Genomic DNA, 21,720 nt, shown 5'->3' on the forward strand with positions numbered 1-21,720 from the left:
AACATGACAACAATTTCGATTAACCAATTTAAAGACTACGAAGGACAGACGGTCCGCGTCGGAGCTTGGATTGCCAACAAACGTTCTAGCGGGAAAATTGCCTTCCTTCAACTACGTGACGGTAGCGGATTTGCACAAGCGGTCGTCGTAAAGGCTGACGTCTCTGAAGAATTGTTCACTCTTGCTAAAGGTGTGACACAAGAGACTTCTGTCTGGGTGACAGGTAACGTCAAGTCGGATGGTGGACGCACACCACTCGGATTTGAATTAGAAGTGACAGATGTAGAAGTGATTGCAGAGTCAGTGGATTACCCAATCACACCGAAAGAACATGGAACAGAATTCTTGATGGATAACCGTCACTTATGGCTCCGTTCACGTCGCCAACACGCGATTATGAAAGTGCGTAACGAAATCATTCGTGCGACGTATGAATTCTTTAATAAAGAAGGATTCGTCAAAATCGATCCGCCAATCCTTACGAGCAGTGCACCTGAGGGGACGACAGAGTTGTTCGAGACTGACTACTTCGGTCAATCCGCTTACCTCTCACAGACGGGCCAGTTGTATATGGAAGCCGCTGCAATGGCACTCGGTAAAGTATTCTCGTTCGGACCGACTTTCCGTGCAGAAAAATCAAAAACACGTCGTCACTTGATTGAGTTCTGGATGATCGAGCCAGAGATGGCATTCTTCGATCACGACATGAACCTTGAGATTCAAGAGCAATACGTCTCATACATCGCACAATCCGCGCTTGAGAACTGTAAGGATGAACTTGAATTCCTTGGACGTGACCTTGAGAAGTTGGCACAAGTGAAAGCACCTTTCCCACGTGTCCGTTATGAAGATGCAATCAAATTCTTGAAAACAGAAGGATTCGACGATATCGAATACGGCGACGATTTCGGTGCACCGCATGAGACGGCGATTGCTAACGCACACGACCAGCCAGTCTTCATCACGCACTGGCCAAAAGAAATCAAACCGTTCTACATGAAAGTGGACCCTGAGAATCCTGAGCTCGTTCTTTGTGCAGACTTGATTGCACCAGAAGGATATGGAGAAATCATCGGGGGATCACAACGTGAAGATGATTACGATCGTCTAAAAGAAGAGATCATCAAAGAAGGTCTTGATGAAACGGATGCATACGACTGGTATCTCGAACTTCGTCAATACGGTTCGGTCCCGCACTCTGGTTTCGGACTCGGACTTGAGCGTACGGTTGCATGGATCAGTGGAATCGAGCATATCCGTGAAGCCATTCCATTCCCACGTTTATTAAACCGAATCCACCCTTAACGATTAATCGGGGAAGACGTCATGTCCTCCCCGATTGATGTGTCTTAGAAAGGAAGTGCGACATGGATGCACATCAATTGATTCAATTATTCGAGCAAAGTCCGGTCGTTATTCCGCGCAAACTGTTCACTGACGCTAGACGACTCGACTTATCGCCTGTCGAATTCAGTCTCATCGTCCATCTTCTTGAAATGACGGGGGAAGGCATCGTCATGCCACTCCCAAGCGAATTAGGGAAACGGTTGAACGTCTCTGAGAATGAGGCGCGTTCTGTGTTACTCGGCTTGTTGCAAAAAGAATTGATTGCCATTGACGCGTCAGGGAATAGCGAGCGATATAGTCTATTACCGTTATTTGAGGCGTTACAAGGAGAAGAAAAAATCGCACCGCAACAGACGCTGAATGAAAATATCATCCATACGTTCGAACGAGAATTTGGCACAATCACTCCGTTTGAAATTGAACAAATCGTCGGATGGATGACGGAAGATAATTTCAGCGAAGAACTGATCATGGCCGCGTTACGCGAAGCGAAACTTCGGAATGTTCGTAACTTCAAATACATGGATAAAATTTTACGCGTCTGGCAGGACCATCAAGTCGAGACGCTTGAGGATGTCGTGGAATATCAACGGAGGAATAAATGATGTTGACGAAAGTCCAGTTACAAGAAGTGTCTGATACGATGAGGCAAATGTTCCCGGATGCGCATTGCGAATTGACGCATCAAAATCCATTCGAATTAGTGGTCGCCGTCGCGCTCTCTGCCCAAGCGACGGATGCCCTCGTCAACAAGGTGACACCGGGCTTATTTGAAGCGTTTCCGACAGTCGAAGCAATGGCTGCGGCAGACGTTTCGGAGATTGAGGCGTTAATCAAACGCATTGGATTGTATCGGAACAAAGCGAAGAACGTGAAGGCACTTTCTGAAAAAATCGTGAACGAGCATGGCGGCATCGTGCCGTCGGACCGGGCATCACTTGAGGCCCTTCCAGGTGTCGGTCGTAAAACGGCCAACGTGGTCCTGTCGGTCGCGTTCCATGAACCGGCCTTTGCGGTCGATACCCACGTCGAGCGGGTGTCGAAGCGTCTTGGCATTTGCCGCTGGAAAGATAACGTTCGACAAGTCGAGGATACGTTGATGAAGAAGTTCCCACGCGAGGAGTGGTCACAACTCCATCATCAATTTATTTTCTTCGGACGCTATCATTGTAAAGCCCAGAGACCTGCCTGTGAGACGTGCCCGCTTCTTCATATGTGTCGGGAAGGAAAGAAACGAATGAAATCCGCGAAAGTCACGACATAAAAAATGCATCGGCACATGTGTGTCGATGCATTTTTGTGTTAATGATTCCAAGGATGGTCGCTCCACTCACGACGCTTTTTCGTGATGGGTACCTTTTTGAAGCCCCAGTTGCGGAAATCTTGGTCTGGACTTTCTTTACGAATGTAAATTTTGTCCTTGATCGCTTTAAAGATTCGGTTCTCGTCCCCATAATGGACGAACCGTGGTTTTACCTCAATCACACCTCGACGGACACGTGAAAGTGGGAGACAGACGAGGTCGGCGATTTCTAAACCGGATTGATACATCGTGTTCTGCTTCTCAGAGAAGATGAATCCTTTGATTTTTTGACGACTCTTTTCGACATCTAGATGGACCGTGCCCGAGTTGAAAATATCAAAAAATGCTTTTTGAATGAGTAAGTTCTGGTAATCATCTCGTGATTCGAGGACGACGCGTGCACTGACCGCCTCTGTTTCCTCTAAGAACGCATAGAACGACTTCATCAAGTGGGCGAAGGCGACTACATACGGATCTTTTGGCGTCGAATAAAAGTCATGTAGTTTTTGTTTATCGACTTCAACACTGACGATTGTACAATCGATTCCTCGCAAAAAATCAGGTAACTTGTCCCAAAAATCACGCAACATGTCGATCGTGATGCCATCTTCTTTCCCATAAGGATGCTCGGCCTTTAAGATTTCTTTTAAATGAAGCGGGATTTGCTCGGTTTTAAAAACATCTCGCTTGAACGCGTGAAGACGTCGCTTCAATTCACATGGCATTCCAGTTTCATCCGCATCGATTGAATATTTGTACTCCATCAGAACACCAGTCAAATTGAACTGTGTGTTTCCTTTCGGTGTACCTGTTTCGTCGACGAACATGACATACTTCTTTCCACTTTCCATCCAATCCCTCCAAAACGGCTTAACAGTAACGTCTTTAAGCATTCTATTTTATTTCCGAATGATGATTCGGTCAATCAATTGCACAGGTATTGCACACTTTTTTTAAGAATGACATCAATTAGGTTTATCGATGTACAATCTTGGTTAAACAGAAGAGGTGCTATTATCATAGAAAAACAATCAAGTCTTACGTGACGAGAGCTTTTCAATTTGGATACACAATCGCTTACATACTAGTTTAACATACGGGAGTTTGGTACGATATGTGTTGCGGTAAATCCACACAAGTGTCGACCGACAGAAGTCGACAATCAGACCTGAGACGGAAGGAACGAGTGGACCGACCTGTTAATATGTATGTATGGGGTGACGACATTGTTCCATTATCCAAACGGTAAAAAAGCAAAAGTGACAAAGGCACCAAAGGAAGAAGGAATTTCGAAACAACCATCGAATTCTCCAACCTATGCGAATCGCGGAATGAATTTGGAGACATTGTTGAATGAAACGAATGAATTTTATCGAATCCATCAACGAGCCGTCATCCATAAAAAACCGACACCGTTACAAATCGTCAAAGTCGACTACCCAAAGCGAAGTGCAGCCAAAGTGACGGAAGCCTATTTCAAACAGGCATCCACGACTGACTATAACGGGGTGTATCGCGGTAAGTACATTGACTTTGAAGCGAAAGAAACGAATAATAAGACATCGTTTCCGCTCGGCAACTTTCACGAGCACCAGATTGAACACATGCGCGAGTGCGAACGCCATGGAGGGATTTGTTTTGTCATCATCCGCTTTAGTCGCTATAATACGCAATATGTATTGACCACGGAACAACTTGTTCAGTGGTGGGAACAACGATTGACGGGACGCAAGTCAATTCCACTTCGTTTTATCGAAGAGGAAGCGATTGAAGTTCCGACGAGAGCCTTGCCGTCGATTGACTATTTGGCGGTGCTCGATCAATGGCTCGATTGAATAGAAGGAGTGAACCATGAATGGAGCGAAGTAGGGTCGCACGTCGACAAGATTCGACGACGAATAAACGCAAAAAAACTGGCAAACAACCAAAGACGAAGAGTAAAAAGCCGATGTGGAAACGCATCTTTTTATTAGGTTTCTTATTATTTATTGCAGCAGTCATCGCATTCGGGGCATATACCGTATATGCGATTGCAACGGCACCGGAGCTTGACGAAGAAAAACTCGTCGATACGTATCCGATTCAGCTAATCTCGGCTGAAGGTGAACCGCTCGAAGGAGCCGGTCAAATTCGGGAATACGTCTCCATCGACGATATTTCAGAAGTAATGCAACAAGCGGTCGTCTCGATTGAGGACCGTCGTTTCTATGAGCACAACGGAATCGACTTACGTCGGATCGGTGGCGCAGTCGTGGCCAACTTGACTGACGGTTTCGGTGCAGAAGGTGGGTCAACCATCACGCAGCAGTTAGTGAAACAGTCGTTTCTTTCAACAGACAAGAAGTTGAAGCGTAAGCTTCAAGAGCAGTGGCTCGCGCTCAAACTTGAACGTGAGTATACGAAAGAACAGATTTTAGAGATGTATTTAAATAAAAACTACTATGGTAGTGGTGGATACGGTGTACAAACCGCATCGAAGCGCTACTTCAACAAGCCGGTCTCTGAGGTCAACTATCAAGAAGCGGCAATCCTTGCAGGTCTTCCGCAACGTCCAAGTGCATACGATCCAATCAATGGTGACCAAGAGTTGACGCGTTATCGCCAAGAACAAGTCTTGTCTGCGATGAAGCGAGACGGCCACATTTCGGAAGAACAGTATAACGAAGCGCTCGAAGTTGCCATCGCTGACGTCATTTCACCTGGTGAAGAGACGGAAGAAGAGGCGTTCACACGTGCGATTTATTCACGAGTGCTTAAAGAGCTAGAAGATGACTTCGGACTTGAACAGTCAGACATTTACGGAACAGGTCTAAAAGTATATACGTCAATCAATAAAGAATTGCACACGAAAATCAATAGTGAAATCAAATCGAATAGTACCGGTACGATGGTAGATAATTTCCCGGAACAGCTCCGAATGGGTGCGACCGTACTGAATACGAAGACGGGCGAGATTGTCGCGATTGTTGATAGTCAGCAAGCAAAACAAGGTGATACGACGTACCGTGACTATTCAAACGAGAAGTATCAAATTGGATCAACGGCGAAGCCGTTCTTCGACTACGGTCCGGGAATTGAGAACGGACAATGGTCGACCGGAAAAGTATTGCTTGATGCACAACTTGAAGGGAAATTTAAACCGAATAACTATTATCAAGGTTTCCGTGGACCAAATACGATGCGTCAATATTTGAAGATTTCAGCGAACACGCCAGCAGTTCGTGCCTTCCAAGAAGTTCGGGATGAGTATGGTCAAGAGGCGATTGAATCGTTTGTAAAGAATGTTGGAATCGAACCGGTATATGCTGGTGATGAATTACTTGAATCAAACACGCTTGGTACAGCAGAGGCGAGTACGACGCAAATGGCAGCAGCCTATGCGGCGCTCGGTACAAATGGGATGTATACGAAACCGCATTTGATACAAAAGATTGAGTTCAATGACGGTTCGAGCATCAACTCGCCAGTCAAAGCGAAACAGGCGATGGAAGACTATACGGCATACATGTTGACAGATATGCTACGTGATGTCGTAAGTGCCTCTGACGGAACGTATGTACCAGACCCATTCTCTTTCGATGTCGCAGGAAAAACAGGGACAACGAATGAAGAAGTAAAAGGTTCTGAACGAGTCATTCCGAAAGATAAATGGTTCACAGGGTATTCAACAGATTATTCAATTTCTGTTTGGACAGGTAAATCCGTATCAAATGAAGAGACTGAAGCACTGTTTAAACCTGACTATGCCCAATACTATTTTGACTATATGATGCTAGAGGCAGCGAATGTTTCAGGTCAACCAGACCGCTTCCAACGTCCAGACTCTGTCTTGTCTCTCGGGAATGAACTTTATGTCAAAGGGACGAAGCCAAAAGATCTTCAACCTGAGAAATTGACTGCTCCAACAGGCGCAAGCGTCAACTATGATGAAGATTCACAAGCAGGATCTGTCTCATGGTCATACGATTTTGATGGCGCACAAGCAGATGGTTACTCAGACATCTCATTCACCGTGACGCAACAGTCAGCCGAAGGCGGTGAACAAGTCGTCGGTACGACGGGAGAGACGAGTATTGATATTTCGAACTTGGCTGAAGGGGACACAACGTTCACCATCGTCGCAAAGGCGACAAACCCATTGACGGGTGAACAGCAATCTGCCCCGGCACAAGCAAGTTACTCCATTGAACCAAAAGAAGAACCGAAGGATGAGGAAGAAGAAAGTCCTTCTGACGAAGAGAATAACGAAGACAACCCATCGGACGAGAACAACGGTAACGGGAACAATAGTAACAATGGTAACGGAAACGGCAACGGAAACGATGAAGATACCACTGAGGAACAAAATCCTGATGAGCCAGCGACCGATGAAGGTACGGATGAAGGAACAGACCAACCGACGGATGGAGAAGATCCAGGTGCTCCGCTAGAAGGTCAATCGAATAATGAATCGCCAGCCACGGAACGTGGGAACGGCAATTCGAATAACGGAAATAACTAAGGAAGGCAGGGCGACATTGTGCGCCCTGTTTTTCGTATGACTTTGTTATAATGAAAAGAAAGGGAACAGGATGGTGACACATGGTTCAACTCTCTTTAAAGCGAAAGATGAAAGTGTTATTTGTTATGGATCGACTGCAAGACGACGATTTCGGCGTACCGCTCAGTGGACATCTCGGATTAAAGCTTTCCCATCTGTTATTAAAAGAGTCGATTCCACTCGGACGTCTCATCCAAGATCAAACCGTCGCTGAAGCGATTGGACATTCTTACTTAAAACGAATCGGAGTCGAAACGATGTTCACGGGTGAAGAATCCTACTATCCAGACTTACTTCGTGGCAACCGTCAACAGTTATCGACAGACGAAGATTATTATAAAACGGTGCAACGCTACGCCAAACATCTATTAGCGGTTCATTCGAAATGTACGAAGCTACATACCATTGTCTTATTCGGTCGATCGACACAACGTCTATTTTCAGACGCGCTCATCCGCCTCGAAGAAGAGAATGCACATGTGGCTGATACGTTTCAACACATGACCATTTTAAAAATGCCCGCTGTATCGAGAATGATACGAGATGAACGGATTCAATCGATCCGACAAACCGTAGTCGAACTTGCACCTTCGAACTCATAAAAAAGAAGGTGAACTGATGCGAAAATCACGCTCCGTCGAAGAGATGATTCAAGAATTAAAAGAAGACCCGAGCTTTGCCAAAAACGTTCGTCACTGGCATACAGTCGATGCACGTCCGGCACAATATGCACCCATTCCAGAGCAAGTACCGGAACAGTTGACGAACGTGTTGAAAAATCGGGGAATTGAGCAACTGTATACGCACCAAGCTGAGGCTGTGAAACAAACGGCTGCCGGTCATTCGACCGTCATTGTGACCCCTACCGCATCAGGGAAAACATTGTGTTATAACTTACCGGTACTTTCAAAAATGATTGAAAAACCGACAGCTCGTGCACTTTATCTATACCCGACAAAAGCGCTCGCCCAGGACCAAAATAGTGACTTGATGGAGATGGTCGAGGCACTTGAAGGGAATTTACGATGCTTCACGTATGATGGGGATACGTCTCCCGCTGCCCGAACGAAAGTCAGGGATGCGGGGAATATCGTCATCACCAATCCGGATATGTTACATTCCGGTATTTTACCGCACCATACGAAATGGATTCGTCTATTTGAAAACTTAGAATACATCGTCGTCGATGAGCTGCACACGTATCGTGGCGTGTTTGGCAGTCACGTGGCCAACGTATTTCGTCGCTTGAAACGAATTTGTGCCTATTATGGGAGTCACCCAAAATGGATTATGACTTCTGCGACGATTGCCAACCCGCGAGAACTCGCCGAGTTATTGACGGAAGAAGAAGTCGTGTTGATTGACCGGAACGGGGCGCCACAAGGGAAGAAACACCTCGTCTTCTACAATCCTCCTGTCGTCAATGAGGCGCTCGGAATCCGAAGAAGTGCAACGCTTGAGACGAAACGAATCGCGTCGAAGCTCGTGGAAGCGAACATCCAGACCATCGTCTTCGCACGTTCACGTGTCCGAGTCGAGGTGCTTCTGACGTATTTACAAGAACTGACACGACGAGAACTCGGACCAAAGTCAATCGTCGGTTATCGAGGAGGTTATCTTCCGTCTGAACGTCGCGAGATTGAACGGCGCTTACGAAATGGCGAAATCAAAGCAGTCGTATCGACGAACGCGTTAGAACTCGGCGTCGATATCGGTCAATTGCAAGCATGTGTCCTCAATGGATATCCTGGAACCGTCGCTTCACTCTGGCAACAAGCAGGTCGTGCCGGTCGTCGTCATTCCGAATCACTTGTCGTATTCGTCGCATCGTCTTCCTCTCTTGATCAGCTCGTCGTCGAACAGCCGGACATGATTTTAGACCGTTCGCCAGAAGCAGCTCGTCTTGACCCGAACAACTTGATCATTTTAGTCGATCACATGAAGTGTGCTGCATTTGAACTACCTTTTCAAAAAGGAGAGCGCTTCGGAACGGTCGACACGGAGGATATTTTAGATTTCCTGACAGACGCACAAGTGCTACACGAACGAGCGAATAAATACTATTGGATGACCGATTCATTCCCGGCGCATGATATCTCCCTTCGGACGAGCGACCAAGAGAATGTCGTCATCGTCGACCAAACCGCTAAGCATCAAGTAATCGGTGAAATGGATACGTTCAGCGCGATGACTTTGTTACACGATGAAGCCATTTATTTACACGGAGCTGAACAGTATCAAGTCGAGAAATTAGACTTTGAAGAGAAGAAGGCGTTCGTCCGTCGCGTCGATGTCGACTACTATACGGATGCGAATCTGGCAGTAGAATTAAAAGTGCTCGAAGAGAACAAAACGGATGGTGCAAAAACGTTTGGTGAAGTGTCGGTCATAGCGATGGCCACGCTCTTTAAAAAAATCAAATTCGGTACGCATGAGAATATTGGGTCAGGCCCGATTCATCTTCCGGAACGAGAACTGCATACGACGGCGACATGGTTCACATTAGATGAACGTTTTGCTTATTCAGAGGCAGATCTTGAAGACCAACTCGAAGCGGTCAGTGACTTATTCAGACGGCTTGCCCCACTCTATCTCATGTGTGATACGCTCGATTTATTTACAACCATTCAAATGAAGTCGACTCATACGAATAAACCGACCGTCTATTTATATGACCGTTATCCGGGTGGCATCGGTCTCAGTGAGGCGCTCTATAAAGATGCAGACATGGTGCTCGAGGCAGCAGAGCGGACGGTATCGGATTGTCCTTGTGAGAGTGGATGCCCTCGCTGTGTCGGTATGATTGGATATGGAGACTTCAAGCATCAAGTCATCCGTCAGTTACAAGCTTTGAAAGGATCGTTATGAAAGCAAAATTATCAAGATTGATTAAAACGAAAGAACCTGTCGAACGCCCGCGCGTCACCTCACCTGATGAAGTGGAACAACAGAAATGGACTGAACAAGGTGGGGAAATTTTAACGTTCGAAGGAGAATGGTGTGTACGAATCCGAAACACCTATCCGCTTGATGAGATTTATCACGACTATGCGTTCGGAGACGCCAGACGAATGATGCAGAAAACGGAACATCCGTTTTTCGCGGTCGACTTAAAACCGGATCAAGTCTTATTTATGGATACAGAGACGACCGGATTACGTGGGTCCGGGACGTCGATTTTCTTAATCGGATTTGCACGGATTCGTGCGGAACAGCTTGAAATGATTCAGTATGTCTTGCCTCATCCTGCCTTTGAGACTGCTTTTTACTATCATTTTCTACAGGACATCGGGGATGAGGTACGGTTCGTCACCTATAATGGAAAGTCTTTTGACTGGCCACAAATCAAAACGAGACATACGTTTGTCAAATCACGGGTAAGAGCATTGCCTTCCGTCGGTCATGTCGATCTATTGCATGCGGCAAGACGATTGTTGAAACCGAGGTTAGAATCGGTGTCGCTCAAAGCGGTCGAAACGTATTTCGGTCACGGACGGACGGACGATCTACCTGGATTTTTAGCTCCGATGCATTATTTTCAGTACGTCAAAGAGCGCAACCCTGAGATTCTCATGCCGGTCCTTGAGCACCATCATGCGGATTGTTTGAGCCTCGTCTCTCTTTACACGCGACTCAGTCAACTCGTCATGACTCCTGAGACCGATTTCGGAGAAGAGCGTGCGCATTGGTTGCATGACCTAGGGGAGCAGGAGCAGGCGCTTAAAGAATTCGAACAGCTATCTGACCCTTCGAAGCGAGCGGTCATGCGGCAAGCGCTCTTATTGAAACGAACAGGTCGTATGGAGCAAGCAATCCCGCTCTTTGAATCGTTGCATACGATTGAAGGGTACGTGGAGCTCGCCAAGTACGCAGAGCATAAGCAGAAGGACGTCGCACTTGCGATTGATTACACGGAACGTGCGATCGAACTGCTCGAGCAAAAGCGCACCGTTTTGCGTCAAACCGTTAATCGCGAGAAGGCAGAGCTCGAACATCGGCTTGCCCGTCTAGAAAGGAAGCGATTATGAAAGTTGTAGCCGTCACAGGATATCGTCCCCATGAACTTGGAATTTTCAAAGCGGACCATCCGGGGATCGACATCATTCAAGAAGCTTACCGAAAAAAAATCCTGGAAGTCATTGAATTAGGTGCTGAATGGTTCATCTTTAGTGGAACGAACGGTTGTGAATTATGGGCCGGACAAGTATTGTTAGAGTTAAGAGAAACATATCCGATTAAAATTGCGGTATTTCCTCCGTTCTTAAATATGGACGAACGCTATAAACCGTTCGAACAAGAATTGTTTGTTCAACTTCAACTCGAAGCAGATTTCTTTGAACCGTTGACGCAACGTCCATATGAGGATCCGAGTCAATTACGCGCAAAAACTGCATTCTTTTTAGATAAAGCAGAAGGATTGATTACCTTGTATGACGAAGAAACGGAGGGAAGTCCCCGTTTTCTAGTCGAAGGGGCTCGGCGAAAGCCGAATATGGAGGTCTTCCTCATCACACAGGAAGATTTACGTGTCATTGAGGAAGAAAAACAATGGGAACAACAATGGGAGTGATACAATGCAAACCGAATTAACGGCAGAAGCAATTTATAAACAAGAATTTAAAACGGCATTACGAGGCTACTCGCAAGAAGAAGTCGATCAATTTTTAGATGTCGTCATCCGCGATTATGAAAAGATGGCGAAAGAAATCGAACGGCTTCAGAAAGAAAATGATTCATTGCGTCGCGAATCGGCACCAGTGGCAGAACCTACAAAACCAGCGCAACCCGTTGCGTCGAACTATGATATGTTGCGTCGTATTTCAAATCTTGAAAAAGCAGTCTTCGGAAAGCAAGTGGGGCCAAGCGAATAAGGAATAGGGGGTGGAGTGAATGTTGCAAGTGTTAACGGCTACGGAGAAACAACCCGTTAAACAACAGACAAGAAAGCTGTTTCGAACGAAAGAAGAAGTGATGAAAGCACCGACAAGCTATACAGATCATCTCGTCGAAAACATCAGGCACACCTGTCGATTTGATTGGATGATGATTGAACAAGTCGAATTTGGCGAGGACCTCGTTCATTACGTGCTCGTCGGGCCGAAAGGTGTATTCTTGATTCAATTAAATCGAACTCCAGCCCCTGTCCATTTAACGAATCGCGAGTGTCGGACGGAGACGTCTATGGGATGGAAGCATATCTACCCACATCCTCTCACGGAGCTAGAGCGAATGACGAAACAAGTGCGGGCAAGATTGAAAAAGGAGTGTGGGCAAGCGATTCCGGTCTATTCTTTCTTGATCTTCCCCGAGACGGAACAGTTGAAGCTTAAGCGGGTCAAGGCAAATTGTGGTGACTCATTCGCATTCGTCAATCAGGTCATCAGCAAAACAAATCTTGAGACGTTGACAGAACCGCTCGTTAAACAAATTGCCTACTATTGTTCTGAACGACAAGTACATAAATAAGAAGAAGGCCAAATATTTGATTTGGCCTTCTTCTTATTTTAAGAGTTCTCTTGCCTTTGCCGCATCATCTCGATGAACGAATAGTGCGACACGGTCGTCTAAGTTTTTCGCGAGCGGCTTTAATAACTTTCCGGTCGGAAGTCCTTGCTCGATGCGACAAGTGATTCCCTGTTCTGTCAGGTAATGATAGTCACCTAGAAGTTCTTCCCCTTGTTTCCCGAACGCTTCACCGAAGCGAATCCATTTTAAGTTCCGAATCGTCCGAATCGTCACTAAAATGACGAACAAGATGGCAAGCACAATGATGAATAATGTTTCCAACGCATTCAACCCCTTCTTTACACAAGTTTAATAGGGTGGCGAGTTGAAAGCAATACGAACTGAACGTTATACTAAAATGGAAAAGAGGGGATTATATGAAAAAACCGATTCAATCAAGACGAGAGGCTATCTCGCTTCTTGAAGATCAACAAGTTCTCTATATTCGCATTCACAATGGACAAACGGGCATGATCAAGTCGACAGAGGAAGGGATTATCGTTGCCATCCCGAACGAAGAGACGGACAAGATTGACTTTCGCAAGCTAGAAGATATCGAAGCGTTCGAAGCATTCTATGACTTGACGCTCTCAAAACCAGGTATTCTGTATGTAAATGTTGAAGAGTAAATGACATGGAGAGCTTCACCAATTCGGTGAGGCTCTCCATTTATAAACTTTTAAGATGATGGAAGCCAGACGGCCAACTTCTCTTGCAGCGGTTTTAGACGGACGTGATGTTGCTTGTGCAATAAATAACCGTCCGGACGAATGACTAGGATACCACGTTTCATAAACAGGGACTTGGCGAGTTCATTCCCTTGGTCGAAAAATGGACGACTCGTCTTCGACAAGGTGATGGTCTGAATGAACGGATGATGCTGATTTAAGTACTCATAGATTGACGTCAAATCACGTTTGCCATCGTCGAAAACGAGTACTTGGAAGCGACCGTCGGCAATCTCTGAAATCTTCGTCCGGAATCCATCATCTGTTCGTAAAATTTCTGTCTCTGGGAAAATCTTCCCTTCTGCGACGCGGCGAAACGGCATGCGTAGCGTTTTTGGATAGGATAGATGAAGCTGAGAGATCCGTTCCGTGATTTTTTGATTGACGAGATTGACGCGAGTGAAGACATCTGCCCCAATCGCTTGGAACGGTAATAGCATCGGCAACGTCGTCTGAAGCATCACAGTCGCGACATTTGTCGTCTGAAGTACATTTCTGGCAACATGTTCACGCTCATTCCGATACGTCGAGACGACTTGATGCGGTGCCCCCGTCTTCAAATGGAGCCATAGTTTCCAGCCCAAGTTGAATGCATCCGCAATCCCGGTATTCATTCCTTGCCCCCCGACCGGTGAATTGATATGGGCGGCATCACCCATTAGAATGACGCGATTATGGATGAACGTATCGACCATCCGGTTATGGACCCGAAAGAGCGAGAACCATTCGACATTGTGTATGTGAACGGGCATATGACTACGTTGCTCCACGAATTGTTGGAGGTCTGATTCGACGAACGACTCATCGGTCCGTAGGTTTCCTGTGATTCGAATCGTTTCATCCGTAAGTGGAAATACTTCGAGCACCCCTTGGTCCGAGAAGAAAATGTGAACCTCTTCGCGAGAAATCGGCCAATCGGCTTTCAAATCTGCCAATACCCACGCCTCTTTGAACGACTTCCCACTGAATGGGAGGGCGAGCATTCGACGAATCGAACTATTGGCGCCATCAGCGGCAACGACATACTTCGCTTCGACCGAACGATGAGTTCCGCCTTCAGCAGTCAAATGGGCGATTGTACGCGACGGATATTGAGTGATGGAAGAGAGTGATTCTCCACGCTTCACCGAGTGACCATGTTTTTTTAAGGCACGTTCTAAAATTTCTTCTGTTTCATTTTGACGAAGTAATGTCACGAACGGATATGGGGTGACAAGTTTTGAAAACTCGAGCTTTGCCGTCCATTGACCTGAGAAGTAGAGATTCCCTCGCTCAATCGTCCGTGCCCGTTCGAGCACTTCTTGAGCGACATCCAAACGAGAAAACACTTCAATTGTCCGCGGTTGGATTCCGATGGCTCGAGAATTATCCGACGGGGTCGTTTTTCGATCGATGATTTGAAATGATACGCCATATCTGGCTAAGGTGAGGCCGAGTGTTAGGCCGGTCGGTCCGGCTCCAACGATTAGTACATCCACTTGTTCGTCCAAAGTGATCAACTCCTATCATTAATAATGATATTTCCGACATTGGCAGCGATTAAACGAAAAGTGGGGTATAGAACGGTATAGGAAATTCGATGACGGAAGGTGAGTGAACAGTGTGCAGCCATGGATCAAAGAAAAGCAAATTCGAGATAGCTTTACAATGGAAGAAGATTATGAGCAGACGGCAGCGGTTTTGATACCGCTCGTTGAAATAGAGAATGAATGGCACGTCGTCTTTGAAGTACGTGCTCATACGATGCGACAGCAACCTGGAGAGATTTCATTTCCCGGTGGACGACTTGAAAAAGGGGAGACGCCTGTCGAAGCAGCCGTTCGAGAAACATGTGAGGAGCTCGAGCTTGACTCCAATCAAGTCGAAGTCATCGGTAAATTGAGGCCGCTCGCCACGCCCCATCGACAATTGATTTATCCCTTTGTAGGCATGTTGTCGGAGTTACCGACCGTAAAAGAGACAGATGAGGTCGATCATTTGTTTACGGTACCGGTATCCACCTTGCTCATGATTGACCCGTTTCATGGGGAGATGGAGTGGACGATGAACCCAGATCAAAATATTCCGTTAGACCGATTGGCGAATGCTAAAGCGTACAAAAAACGGGTAATTAAAATGAAAGAACCTTTCTATGAACATGATGACTACATCATTTGGGGACTTACTGGAAAATTTTTGACACAATTTATTCAACGCATAAAAGAAAACGTATTCAAACCGACATAATTTCGTTATAATGATAGAAACAAATTTAGATTGGAAGTGAATGGGTGTGTCTGAAGAGTTCCTCGTAGGTGATATCGTGAAGTCGACTCGTGAAGGATGGGTCGCAGAAGTGACCGCCGTACTGACCAATACTGTAATCGGAGACGTATCGATTATGGAAGAGTTCCAACAGCTTGGACTCGAGTTTGAGAAACAAGTTTTACTAAAATCAGAATTAGAATTGATTGAACGCGCCAGCTGACCTTTTTTCCGAAAGGGATGATTCAGGTGTCCATTGACAAAAAAGTACGTGAATGGCAAGAGGCGGGTTTGTTAGATGAAGCGACCGGTAAAAGACTAGTCGACTATGAACATAAACAACGGGCGGCTAGTGAGCAACATGATCACAAGCCGCCTGTTTTGGTCATTGTCGGTTCAATTTTACTGGCACTCAGTCTATTCAGCTTCGTCGCAGCCAATTGGCAGGCGATTCCCGACCTTTTGAAGATTGGATTATTTCTTATTTTTATGGTTGGATTTTATGTGTTTGCCGAACGGGTCAGATTGAAAACCCCAAGGTACGTGACATTATTACGAGTACTAGGATTCGTCTTTTTTGTGGCGACCATGGCGGTCATCTTTACAACGTATAATCTGTCCGGACAGTTGACGTTTCTATTTTGGATTCTGTTCACAATGGCAGTCATTCACCGAATCATATATGAGCACATTATCTTTTCGGTGATCTCCGCTATCACCGCATTTATGGCCGTTACGAACAGTTTCGAAAGTCTCGGATTGACGTTGATCGGATTTGCACTCATCGTGACTTGGGTATGGTTCCATTTTGTGGAGGAATCGTTAGACCGGACGTTCGCTTGGCTTACCTTTTACGGCATTCTTAATATCTTTGGACAATATGTCGACTATGAAGGTAGACTATGGCCACTTTGGTCTCTTGTTATTCTACATGTGCTGCTTCTCATTTATCGAAAACAAGCTGCATGGCAAGCTGTATATTTGTTCGTCGCAGCCATCCTCTCCATCGGTTATTTAGTGAACGTCACGGAAAGCTGGCTCTCTCAAAGACCGCCTTCGATTATAGAGGCTACGCTTTTATCCATTGCGCTCGTTTCCGTCTACTTGATTCATCGTCGAAGCGATTTGATGTGGGTAAGTTTGCTCGCAGTCATCCCTTTCGCGTTGTTCGAGGACTCTGGAGTTCTTTTGGCGGTATTAATTGAAGTGATTGCATTGGCTTATCTCGTTCGTCAAGACATGACGAGACAACGAACCATCTTTGCCTTCATCTATTTCTTAGTCGTCCAGATGACGATTTATTTCATTTACGTTTGGGACCGTCTCGATATATCTCTCTTCTTCTTGATTGGTGCACTGATCGTCTTTGCTTTGTCACTCGGATTATGGTGGCGTAATCGTACGAGAAGGGATGTGACGACATGAAACGGTTGTCTACGTGGATCATTCCTGCCGTCCAAGTTATGATTGCGATTTTGTTTGTCATCCTTGTTTATGCCATCTCGTGGGTGGGGGAGACATACACGTTCAAGGGTACCTCGTTCGAACCGTATGATCCGTATTTTGGGGACTCGATTTACCTTGAATACGATGAATTCGAAGGACGTCATAATGTGGAGACGGGCACCGTTTATGTCTCGTTCGAACAAGGGGATGATGGATTTGCTGTCATCGACCGAGTCGAGTCAAAACCATTTTTCGGAGGAGTGCGCGCGAACTATTATGACCGAAACCTTTATATAGAAGAAATGGGATCGTATCGTGTCCCTCTAGATGAAGTGGATAGGGTCGAGGGTGAAAAATCGTTCATAGTCGAAGTCGATGTTGCACCGTGGGGAATGCTCAGATTGCATGATTTAAAGCCAATTGAATAAGTAAACCGCATGACAGGGAGATTACAGGTTTGTTACAAGACTTATTGTAACGAATCTGTAATTTTTTTGTGAAACCTAGTAATAGCAACGTTTTTTGCAATTGTTACAATCTGTAACCACTTTTGAAGTCATATGTCAGGAATGTTTCACTTCGTTGAAATGGCTACTCGAATGTGACGGGTCGTGGTAAATTAACATCTGTTCGTTACATAACGAGAAAGGTGATGACCTTACTACGATGAAATTCATTAAATATATGATTCTATTTGGAACCGCGATGATGGGGATGTTCACATTTGTCGATCAAGCAGATGCTGCTCAGATCGGAATCGGGACAGAACAGAAAATCGTCCAAAATCCTCTTGAACTTGAACGACAAGCGATCGAAGAAGAACGACAAAAAGAAATCGCTCGTCAAAAGAAAATTGCTGAAGAAAAACGCATCGCTGAAGAAAAGCGTTTAGAAGCAGAACGTCTCGCTGCTGAAAAAGCGAAAGCAGAAGCGGAAGCAGAGAAAGCAAGACTTGCTAAACTCGAAGCAGAGCGTAAAGCGGAAGAAGCGCGTAAAGAAGCAGAACGTGCGGCAGCACAACAAGCAGCGGCTTCTTCGAGCAAGAAAACAACGGCAACACCGGTGTCTACGTCGCCGAATAAGAAAGTCATTACAGTCGAATCGACAGCATACTCGAATGATGTGGCTGATAACAAGGCGTATGGCGGTCGTGTCTTAACGGCAACCGGTCATGATGTCACAGATTCAATCTATTATAATGGGATGCGAATTATCGCCGTCGATCCGGCCATTATTCCATTAGGTTCTAAAGTCCATATTCAAGGTGTCGGTGACGCGATTGCCCTTGATACAGGCGGCAGAATCAAAGGACATATCGTCGATTTACTCGTCGATTCAAAACAGGATGCCATCCAGTGGGGGCGTCGACATATTCAAGTTACGCTTTATTAATGATGAGGTTCTCCGGAAGGAGAGCCTTTTTTTGTTTAACAAAGCAGAAAATAGGGCAAAATACTATTTGAATTTCCATTTTGGAAATAGTCGAGGAGGGATCAGGTTGATTGAGTTTCGGGATGTGTCAAAACGTTATGAGGACGGGACGTTAGCCGTCAAAGAATTAAGCTTAACAGTGGAAAAAGGAGAAATCTTTGTATTGATCGGACCTTCCGGTTGTGGAAAGACTACAACAATGAAAATGGTGAATCGTTTAATTGATCATACGGATGGAAAGATTCTAATCGATGGAAAAGAAATCTACCAGTTCAATATTTTCGAATTGCGTCGTAACATCGGTTACGTGCTCCAACAAATTGCTTTATTCCCCCATTTGACAGTGGAAGAAAACATTTCTGTCGTACCTGAACTATTAAAATGGAAAAAAGAACGAACAAAAGACCGGGTGACGGAATTGATGAAAATTGCCGGTCTCGATCCAAAACTACGTTCGAAGAAGCCTTCGGAACTATCTGGGGGTCAACAGCAACGTGTGGGTGTATTGCGCGCCTTAGCGGCTGACCCGGACGTCATCCTCATGGATGAACCTTTCTCTGCACTTGACCCGATTAGCCGTGGCCAATTGCAAGATGACATCAAACGATTAAATGACGAACTCGGAAAGACGATTCTGTTTGTCACACACGACATGCAAGAAGCGATGAAGCTCGGGGATCGCATCGCATTGATGAGGGATGGTGAATTAATGTTAGTTGGTACACCTGAAGAGATATTAGCGAGTGAAGATCCATTCGTCTTAGAATTTACACAACGCGGAAGAGGTGAGCTGGATGCTTGAGACGTTCCAAAATAGACAAGGACAGCTTGTCGAGGCACTGATTGAGCACTTACAGCTCTCTGTCGTATCACTTTTGATTGCCGTCTTAATTGCCGTACCATTAGGGATTTGGCTGACGCGTCGCAAGAAAATCGCCGAAACCGCCATTGGTGTCACTGCGATTATTCAAACAATTCCTTCGCTTGCCTTGCTTGGATTGATGATTCCGCTCGTCGGGATCGGGGCATTACCTGCCATCATTGCGCTTGTTTTATATGCGCTCCTACCGATTTTACGAAACACATTCACTGGTTTAAACGAAGTGGACAAATCGTTACTTGAAGCAGCTCGAGCTTGTGGGATGAAACCGAATCAAAGTTTGATGAAAGTCGAACTTCCGCTCGCCCTACCTGTTATCATGGCAGGTATCCGTACAGCGATGGTCCTCATCGTCGGTACGGCGACACTTGCCGCACTCGTCGGGGCAGGCGGACTCGGTACGCTGATCTTGCTCGGGATTAACCGTAACGATAATTACTTAATTCTACTGGGTGCCATCCCGGCCGCCATTTTAGCTCTCCTGTTTGACTTCTTGTTACGTCAGATGGAAGGTGCGACAGCGACCCGTAATAAGACGAAATTGATTGCAGTCTCTACTGTACTCGCACTCATCATCATCACACCGCTCGCATTTGGTCGCTCGCAAGAGACAGACCTTGTCGTAGCTGGGAAACTCGGTCCAGAGCCAGAAATTCTTATGAATATGTATAAGTTGTTGATTGAAGAAGAAACAGATTTGACTGTATCGGTGAAGCCGAACTTTGGGGAGACGACATTTGTATGGGGCGCACTCCAATCTGGTGATGTTGACATTTATCCAGAATTCACCGGAACGGCACTCGCGAGTCTCGTCAAGGAGACGCCAGAATCAAACGATGCCCGTGAAGTCTATGAACAAGCGAGAGAGGCGCTTGCCGAAGACGGGTACGTCATGCTCGAACCGATGCAGTTTAACAATACGTACGCACTCGCGATTCCACGTGACTATGCCGAGGCAGAAGGTATTTCGGCCATCTCAGATTTACGAAACGTTCAGTCAGATATTAAAGCAGGCTTTACACTTGAATTCACCGACCGTGAAGACGGATATCCAGGACTTCAAAACGAGTACGGATTTGATTTCCCTTCTGTCGTCTCGATGGAGCAAAAATTACGCTATCGTGCCATTTCACGAGGAGATGTCAATTTAGTAGACGCATATGCAACAGACCCTGATATCGCCGAGAACGACCTTGTCGTTCTAGAAGACGATCGACAGTTTTTCCCGCCATACCAAGGGGCACCGCTCTTGAAAGAAGAGACGCTTGAAGAGTATCCAGAAATTGAGGATGCGCTCAATCAGCTCGCAGGTAAAATCACAGACGAACAAATGTCTGAATTGAACCGTCGTGTCGCGTACGGAAATGAACGCGCCTATGATGTAGCGAAAGACTTCTTAGAACAGGAAGGGTTATTATGAGAGCATTGATTATTTCGAATCCGAAGTCTGGTACGAGCGAAACGATGCTCGGGGAAGTCATCGGTACGATTGAATCGCTCTATGAAGAAATCATCATCAAGAAAACGCAAGAAATTGGCGACGCACTCCGATTTGCGAAAGAAAGTGGATCGTTCGACCATCTGATTGTCATCGGGGGAGACGGTACACTCAATGAAGTAGTCAATGGGTTGATGACGTTAGAGCTTGAGGAGCGACCGACAGTAGGAATCATTCCTGCAGGGACGTGTAATGACTTCGCACGAGCGCTCGAACTTCCCATTCAACCAACACAAGCCGCGAGCATCATCAAATCGAATCATGAGCAACATGTGGACGTGATTCAAGTAGATGAGATGTATGCCCTCAATTTCGTTGGAGTCGGATTGATTGCAGATACGTCACGCCAAATCGACCCGGATGAGAAAGAATCTTTAGGTTCAATCGGCTACTTTCTTGCAACTATCCGCCAATTTCGTGAAGCTGACCCGTTTCAGATTCGCTTACGTCGAGGAGATGAACTTCTTTACGATGGAGACGTCAGCTTCTTATATGTAGGGAACGGGAGTTATCTCGGAACCGTACCGACGAAATTGGAGACGCAATCGTTTTCGGATGGCATGTTAGAAGTCGTTCACAGTTCGTCAATTGGACTTCCGATGATTCGACAATTGTTGGCCCAACAGCTCGGTCTCGATCAAAAATCAGAGGAGTGGAATCACTTTCAAATTTCATATGTCGAAGTTGAGTTGAATGAGCCACAAGTCATCGATATCGACGGTGAACATTTTGAAACAGATCACTTAGCAATCCAGATTCGAGAGCGGGCTCTCACGTTTTTAACGCCATAAAGCATCA

General features: G+C 45.9%; 22 protein-coding genes and 1 pseudogene. 20 read left to right on the plus strand and 3 right to left on the minus strand.

The annotated features are described in order from the left end of the window. The first annotated feature begins 3 nt into the window (after positions 1–3). The 3 genes from asnS (at position 4) to nth (ending at position 2,611) form a co-directional block, all read left to right on the plus strand. Positions 4–1,305, plus strand: coding sequence for an asparagine--tRNA ligase (asnS, locus tag KNO86_RS01075; RefSeq protein WP_214691918.1), 1,302 nt, complete (start codon positions 4–6; stop codon positions 1,303–1,305). 62 nt (positions 1,306–1,367) lie between these two features. Beyond that, positions 1,368–1,952 carry a DnaD domain-containing protein gene (locus KNO86_RS01080; protein ID WP_074034606.1) on the plus strand — a complete coding sequence of 195 codons (585 nt, stop codon included), beginning with the start codon at positions 1,368–1,370 and terminating at the stop codon, positions 1,950–1,952. Beyond that, a complete protein-coding gene (nth, locus tag KNO86_RS01085; protein WP_214691920.1) occupies positions 1,952–2,611 on the plus strand; it encodes an endonuclease III in 660 nt (219 codons plus the stop codon). The genes KNO86_RS01080 and nth overlap by 1 nt, the downstream gene beginning before the upstream one ends. 38 nt (positions 2,612–2,649) lie before the next feature. Here the strand turns inward: nth and KNO86_RS01090 are convergent, their stop codons facing one another. Continuing rightward, positions 2,650–3,501 (minus strand): DUF3800 domain-containing protein, encoded by an 852-nt coding sequence (locus KNO86_RS01090; RefSeq protein WP_198930015.1) that lies wholly within the window; start codon positions 3,499–3,501, stop codon positions 2,650–2,652. A 357-nt stretch (positions 3,502–3,858) separates the two neighbouring features. Here KNO86_RS01090 and recU point away from each other — a divergent pair, with 357 nt between their 5' ends. From recU to KNO86_RS01130, 8 genes are all read left to right on the plus strand, one after another. Next, the gene (gene recU / locus KNO86_RS01095) at positions 3,859–4,485 is read left to right on the plus strand and encodes a Holliday junction resolvase RecU (protein ID WP_214691921.1); all 627 of its coding nucleotides are present in this window, start codon (positions 3,859–3,861) and stop codon (positions 4,483–4,485) included. A gap of 20 nt (positions 4,486–4,505) precedes the next feature. Beyond that, a complete protein-coding gene (locus KNO86_RS01100; protein ID WP_214691923.1) occupies positions 4,506–7,151 on the plus strand; it encodes a transglycosylase domain-containing protein in 2,646 nt (881 codons plus the stop codon). A gap of 80 nt (positions 7,152–7,231) precedes the next feature. After that, on the plus strand, positions 7,232–7,792 hold the full coding sequence (locus tag KNO86_RS01105; RefSeq protein ID WP_214691926.1) for a hypothetical protein: 561 nt from the start codon (positions 7,232–7,234) through the stop codon (positions 7,790–7,792). A 16-nt stretch (positions 7,793–7,808) separates the two neighbouring features. Then, positions 7,809–10,058, plus strand: a complete 2,250-nt coding sequence (locus KNO86_RS01110; RefSeq protein ID WP_214691927.1) for a DEAD/DEAH box helicase — start codon at positions 7,809–7,811, stop codon at positions 10,056–10,058. Next, a complete protein-coding gene (locus tag KNO86_RS01115; RefSeq protein WP_214691929.1) occupies positions 10,055–11,218 on the plus strand; it encodes a ribonuclease H-like domain-containing protein in 1,164 nt (387 codons plus the stop codon). Before KNO86_RS01110 ends, KNO86_RS01115 begins: the two co-directional genes overlap by 4 nt. After that, positions 11,215–11,760, plus strand: coding sequence for an SLOG family protein (locus KNO86_RS01120; RefSeq protein WP_214691931.1), 546 nt, complete (start codon positions 11,215–11,217; stop codon positions 11,758–11,760). Before KNO86_RS01115 ends, KNO86_RS01120 begins: the two co-directional genes overlap by 4 nt. Positions 11,761–11,764: 4 nt before the next feature. Continuing rightward, entirely contained in the window at positions 11,765–12,061 is a 297-nt protein-coding gene (gpsB, locus tag KNO86_RS01125; RefSeq protein WP_214691933.1) for a cell division regulator GpsB, read from the plus strand. Between the two features lie 19 nt (positions 12,062–12,080). Next, complete coding sequence (locus KNO86_RS01130; protein ID WP_214691935.1) at positions 12,081–12,656, plus strand: NERD domain-containing protein; 576 nt, start codon at positions 12,081–12,083, stop codon at positions 12,654–12,656. Between the two features lie 33 nt (positions 12,657–12,689). On the opposite strand, the gene KNO86_RS01135 is transcribed toward KNO86_RS01130, so the two are convergent. Next, positions 12,690–12,977, minus strand: coding sequence for a hypothetical protein (locus KNO86_RS01135; protein WP_214691937.1), 288 nt, complete (start codon positions 12,975–12,977; stop codon positions 12,690–12,692). 95 nt (positions 12,978–13,072) lie between these two features. On the opposite strand from KNO86_RS01135, the gene KNO86_RS01140 reads away from it, so the two are divergent. After that, positions 13,073–13,324, plus strand: a complete 252-nt coding sequence (locus KNO86_RS01140; RefSeq protein ID WP_214691944.1) for a hypothetical protein — start codon at positions 13,073–13,075, stop codon at positions 13,322–13,324. Between the two features lie 50 nt (positions 13,325–13,374). On the opposite strand, the gene KNO86_RS01145 is transcribed toward KNO86_RS01140, so the two are convergent. Further along, positions 13,375–14,913 (minus strand): FAD-dependent monooxygenase, encoded by a 1,539-nt coding sequence (locus KNO86_RS01145; RefSeq protein ID WP_214691946.1) that lies wholly within the window; start codon positions 14,911–14,913, stop codon positions 13,375–13,377. Between the two features lie 112 nt (positions 14,914–15,025). Here KNO86_RS01145 and KNO86_RS01150 point away from each other — a divergent pair, with 112 nt between their 5' ends. From KNO86_RS01150 to KNO86_RS01185, 8 genes and pseudogenes are all read left to right on the plus strand, one after another. Continuing rightward, positions 15,026–15,649, plus strand: coding sequence for an NUDIX hydrolase (locus KNO86_RS01150; RefSeq protein ID WP_353047389.1), 624 nt, complete (start codon positions 15,026–15,028; stop codon positions 15,647–15,649). A gap of 40 nt (positions 15,650–15,689) precedes the next feature. After that, the gene (locus tag KNO86_RS01155; RefSeq protein ID WP_012726121.1) at positions 15,690–15,890 is read left to right on the plus strand and encodes a DUF2187 family protein; all 201 of its coding nucleotides are present in this window, start codon (positions 15,690–15,692) and stop codon (positions 15,888–15,890) included. 17 nt (positions 15,891–15,907) lie between these two features. After that, complete coding sequence (locus KNO86_RS01160; protein ID WP_214691950.1) at positions 15,908–17,092, plus strand: DUF2157 domain-containing protein; 1,185 nt, start codon at positions 15,908–15,910, stop codon at positions 17,090–17,092. Then, positions 17,089–17,541, plus strand: a complete 453-nt coding sequence (locus KNO86_RS01165) for a GDYXXLXY domain-containing protein (RefSeq protein WP_214691951.1) — start codon at positions 17,089–17,091, stop codon at positions 17,539–17,541. The genes KNO86_RS01160 and KNO86_RS01165 overlap by 4 nt, the downstream gene beginning before the upstream one ends. A 238-nt stretch (positions 17,542–17,779) precedes the next feature. Further along, on the plus strand, positions 17,780–18,505 hold the full coding sequence (locus tag KNO86_RS14725; protein ID WP_285800655.1) for a 3D domain-containing protein: 726 nt from the start codon (positions 17,780–17,782) through the stop codon (positions 18,503–18,505). A 106-nt stretch (positions 18,506–18,611) separates the two neighbouring features. Next, positions 18,612–19,328 (plus strand): annotated as a pseudogene (locus KNO86_RS01175) (ABC transporter ATP-binding protein); the annotation flags it as partial. Positions 19,329–19,338: 10 nt separating this feature from the next. Then, entirely contained in the window at positions 19,339–20,844 is a 1,506-nt protein-coding gene (locus KNO86_RS01180) for an ABC transporter permease/substrate-binding protein (RefSeq protein ID WP_214691955.1), read from the plus strand. Further along, on the plus strand, positions 20,841–21,713 hold the full coding sequence (locus KNO86_RS01185; protein ID WP_214691957.1) for a diacylglycerol/lipid kinase family protein: 873 nt from the start codon (positions 20,841–20,843) through the stop codon (positions 21,711–21,713). Before KNO86_RS01180 ends, KNO86_RS01185 begins: the two co-directional genes overlap by 4 nt. Positions 21,714–21,720: the final 7 nt, after the last annotated feature.

It is taken from the genome of Exiguobacterium sp. s160 (assembly GCF_018617575.1).
GTDB classification, from domain to species: Bacteria; Bacillota; Bacilli; order Exiguobacteriales; family Exiguobacteriaceae; genus Exiguobacterium; species Exiguobacterium aestuarii_A.

What these genes read in the sequence shown, in the direction of transcription:
- asnS (WP_214691918.1), top strand. Translation starts at nt 4, where the DNA reads ATGACAACAATTTCGATTAACCAATTTAAAGACTACGAAGGACAGACG.
- KNO86_RS01080 (WP_074034606.1), top strand. Translation starts at nt 1,368, where the DNA reads ATGGATGCACATCAATTGATTCAATTATTCGAGCAAAGTCCGGTCGTT.
- nth (WP_214691920.1), top strand. Translation starts at nt 1,952, where the DNA reads ATGTTGACGAAAGTCCAGTTACAAGAAGTGTCTGATACGATGAGGCAA.
- KNO86_RS01090 (WP_198930015.1), bottom strand. Translation starts at nt 3,501, where the DNA reads ATGGAAAGTGGAAAGAAGTATGTCATGTTCGTCGACGAAACAGGTACA.
- recU (WP_214691921.1), top strand. Translation starts at nt 3,859, where the DNA reads ATGTATGGGGTGACGACATTGTTCCATTATCCAAACGGTAAAAAAGCA.
- KNO86_RS01100 (WP_214691923.1), top strand. Translation starts at nt 4,506, where the DNA reads ATGGAGCGAAGTAGGGTCGCACGTCGACAAGATTCGACGACGAATAAA.
- KNO86_RS01105 (WP_214691926.1), top strand. Translation starts at nt 7,232, where the DNA reads ATGGTTCAACTCTCTTTAAAGCGAAAGATGAAAGTGTTATTTGTTATG.
- KNO86_RS01110 (WP_214691927.1), top strand. Translation starts at nt 7,809, where the DNA reads ATGCGAAAATCACGCTCCGTCGAAGAGATGATTCAAGAATTAAAAGAA.
- KNO86_RS01115 (WP_214691929.1), top strand. Translation starts at nt 10,055, where the DNA reads ATGAAAGCAAAATTATCAAGATTGATTAAAACGAAAGAACCTGTCGAA.
- KNO86_RS01120 (WP_214691931.1), top strand. Translation starts at nt 11,215, where the DNA reads ATGAAAGTTGTAGCCGTCACAGGATATCGTCCCCATGAACTTGGAATT.
- gpsB (WP_214691933.1), top strand. Translation starts at nt 11,765, where the DNA reads ATGCAAACCGAATTAACGGCAGAAGCAATTTATAAACAAGAATTTAAA.
- KNO86_RS01130 (WP_214691935.1), top strand. Translation starts at nt 12,081, where the DNA reads ATGTTGCAAGTGTTAACGGCTACGGAGAAACAACCCGTTAAACAACAG.
- KNO86_RS01140 (WP_214691944.1), top strand. Translation starts at nt 13,073, where the DNA reads ATGAAAAAACCGATTCAATCAAGACGAGAGGCTATCTCGCTTCTTGAA.
- KNO86_RS01155 (WP_012726121.1), top strand. Translation starts at nt 15,690, where the DNA reads ATGGGTGTGTCTGAAGAGTTCCTCGTAGGTGATATCGTGAAGTCGACT.
- KNO86_RS01160 (WP_214691950.1), top strand. Translation starts at nt 15,908, where the DNA reads ATGATTCAGGTGTCCATTGACAAAAAAGTACGTGAATGGCAAGAGGCG.
- KNO86_RS01165 (WP_214691951.1), top strand. Translation starts at nt 17,089, where the DNA reads ATGAAACGGTTGTCTACGTGGATCATTCCTGCCGTCCAAGTTATGATT.
- KNO86_RS14725 (WP_285800655.1), top strand. Translation starts at nt 17,780, where the DNA reads ATGAAATTCATTAAATATATGATTCTATTTGGAACCGCGATGATGGGG.
- KNO86_RS01180 (WP_214691955.1), top strand. Translation starts at nt 19,339, where the DNA reads ATGCTTGAGACGTTCCAAAATAGACAAGGACAGCTTGTCGAGGCACTG.
- KNO86_RS01185 (WP_214691957.1), top strand. Translation starts at nt 20,841, where the DNA reads ATGAGAGCATTGATTATTTCGAATCCGAAGTCTGGTACGAGCGAAACG.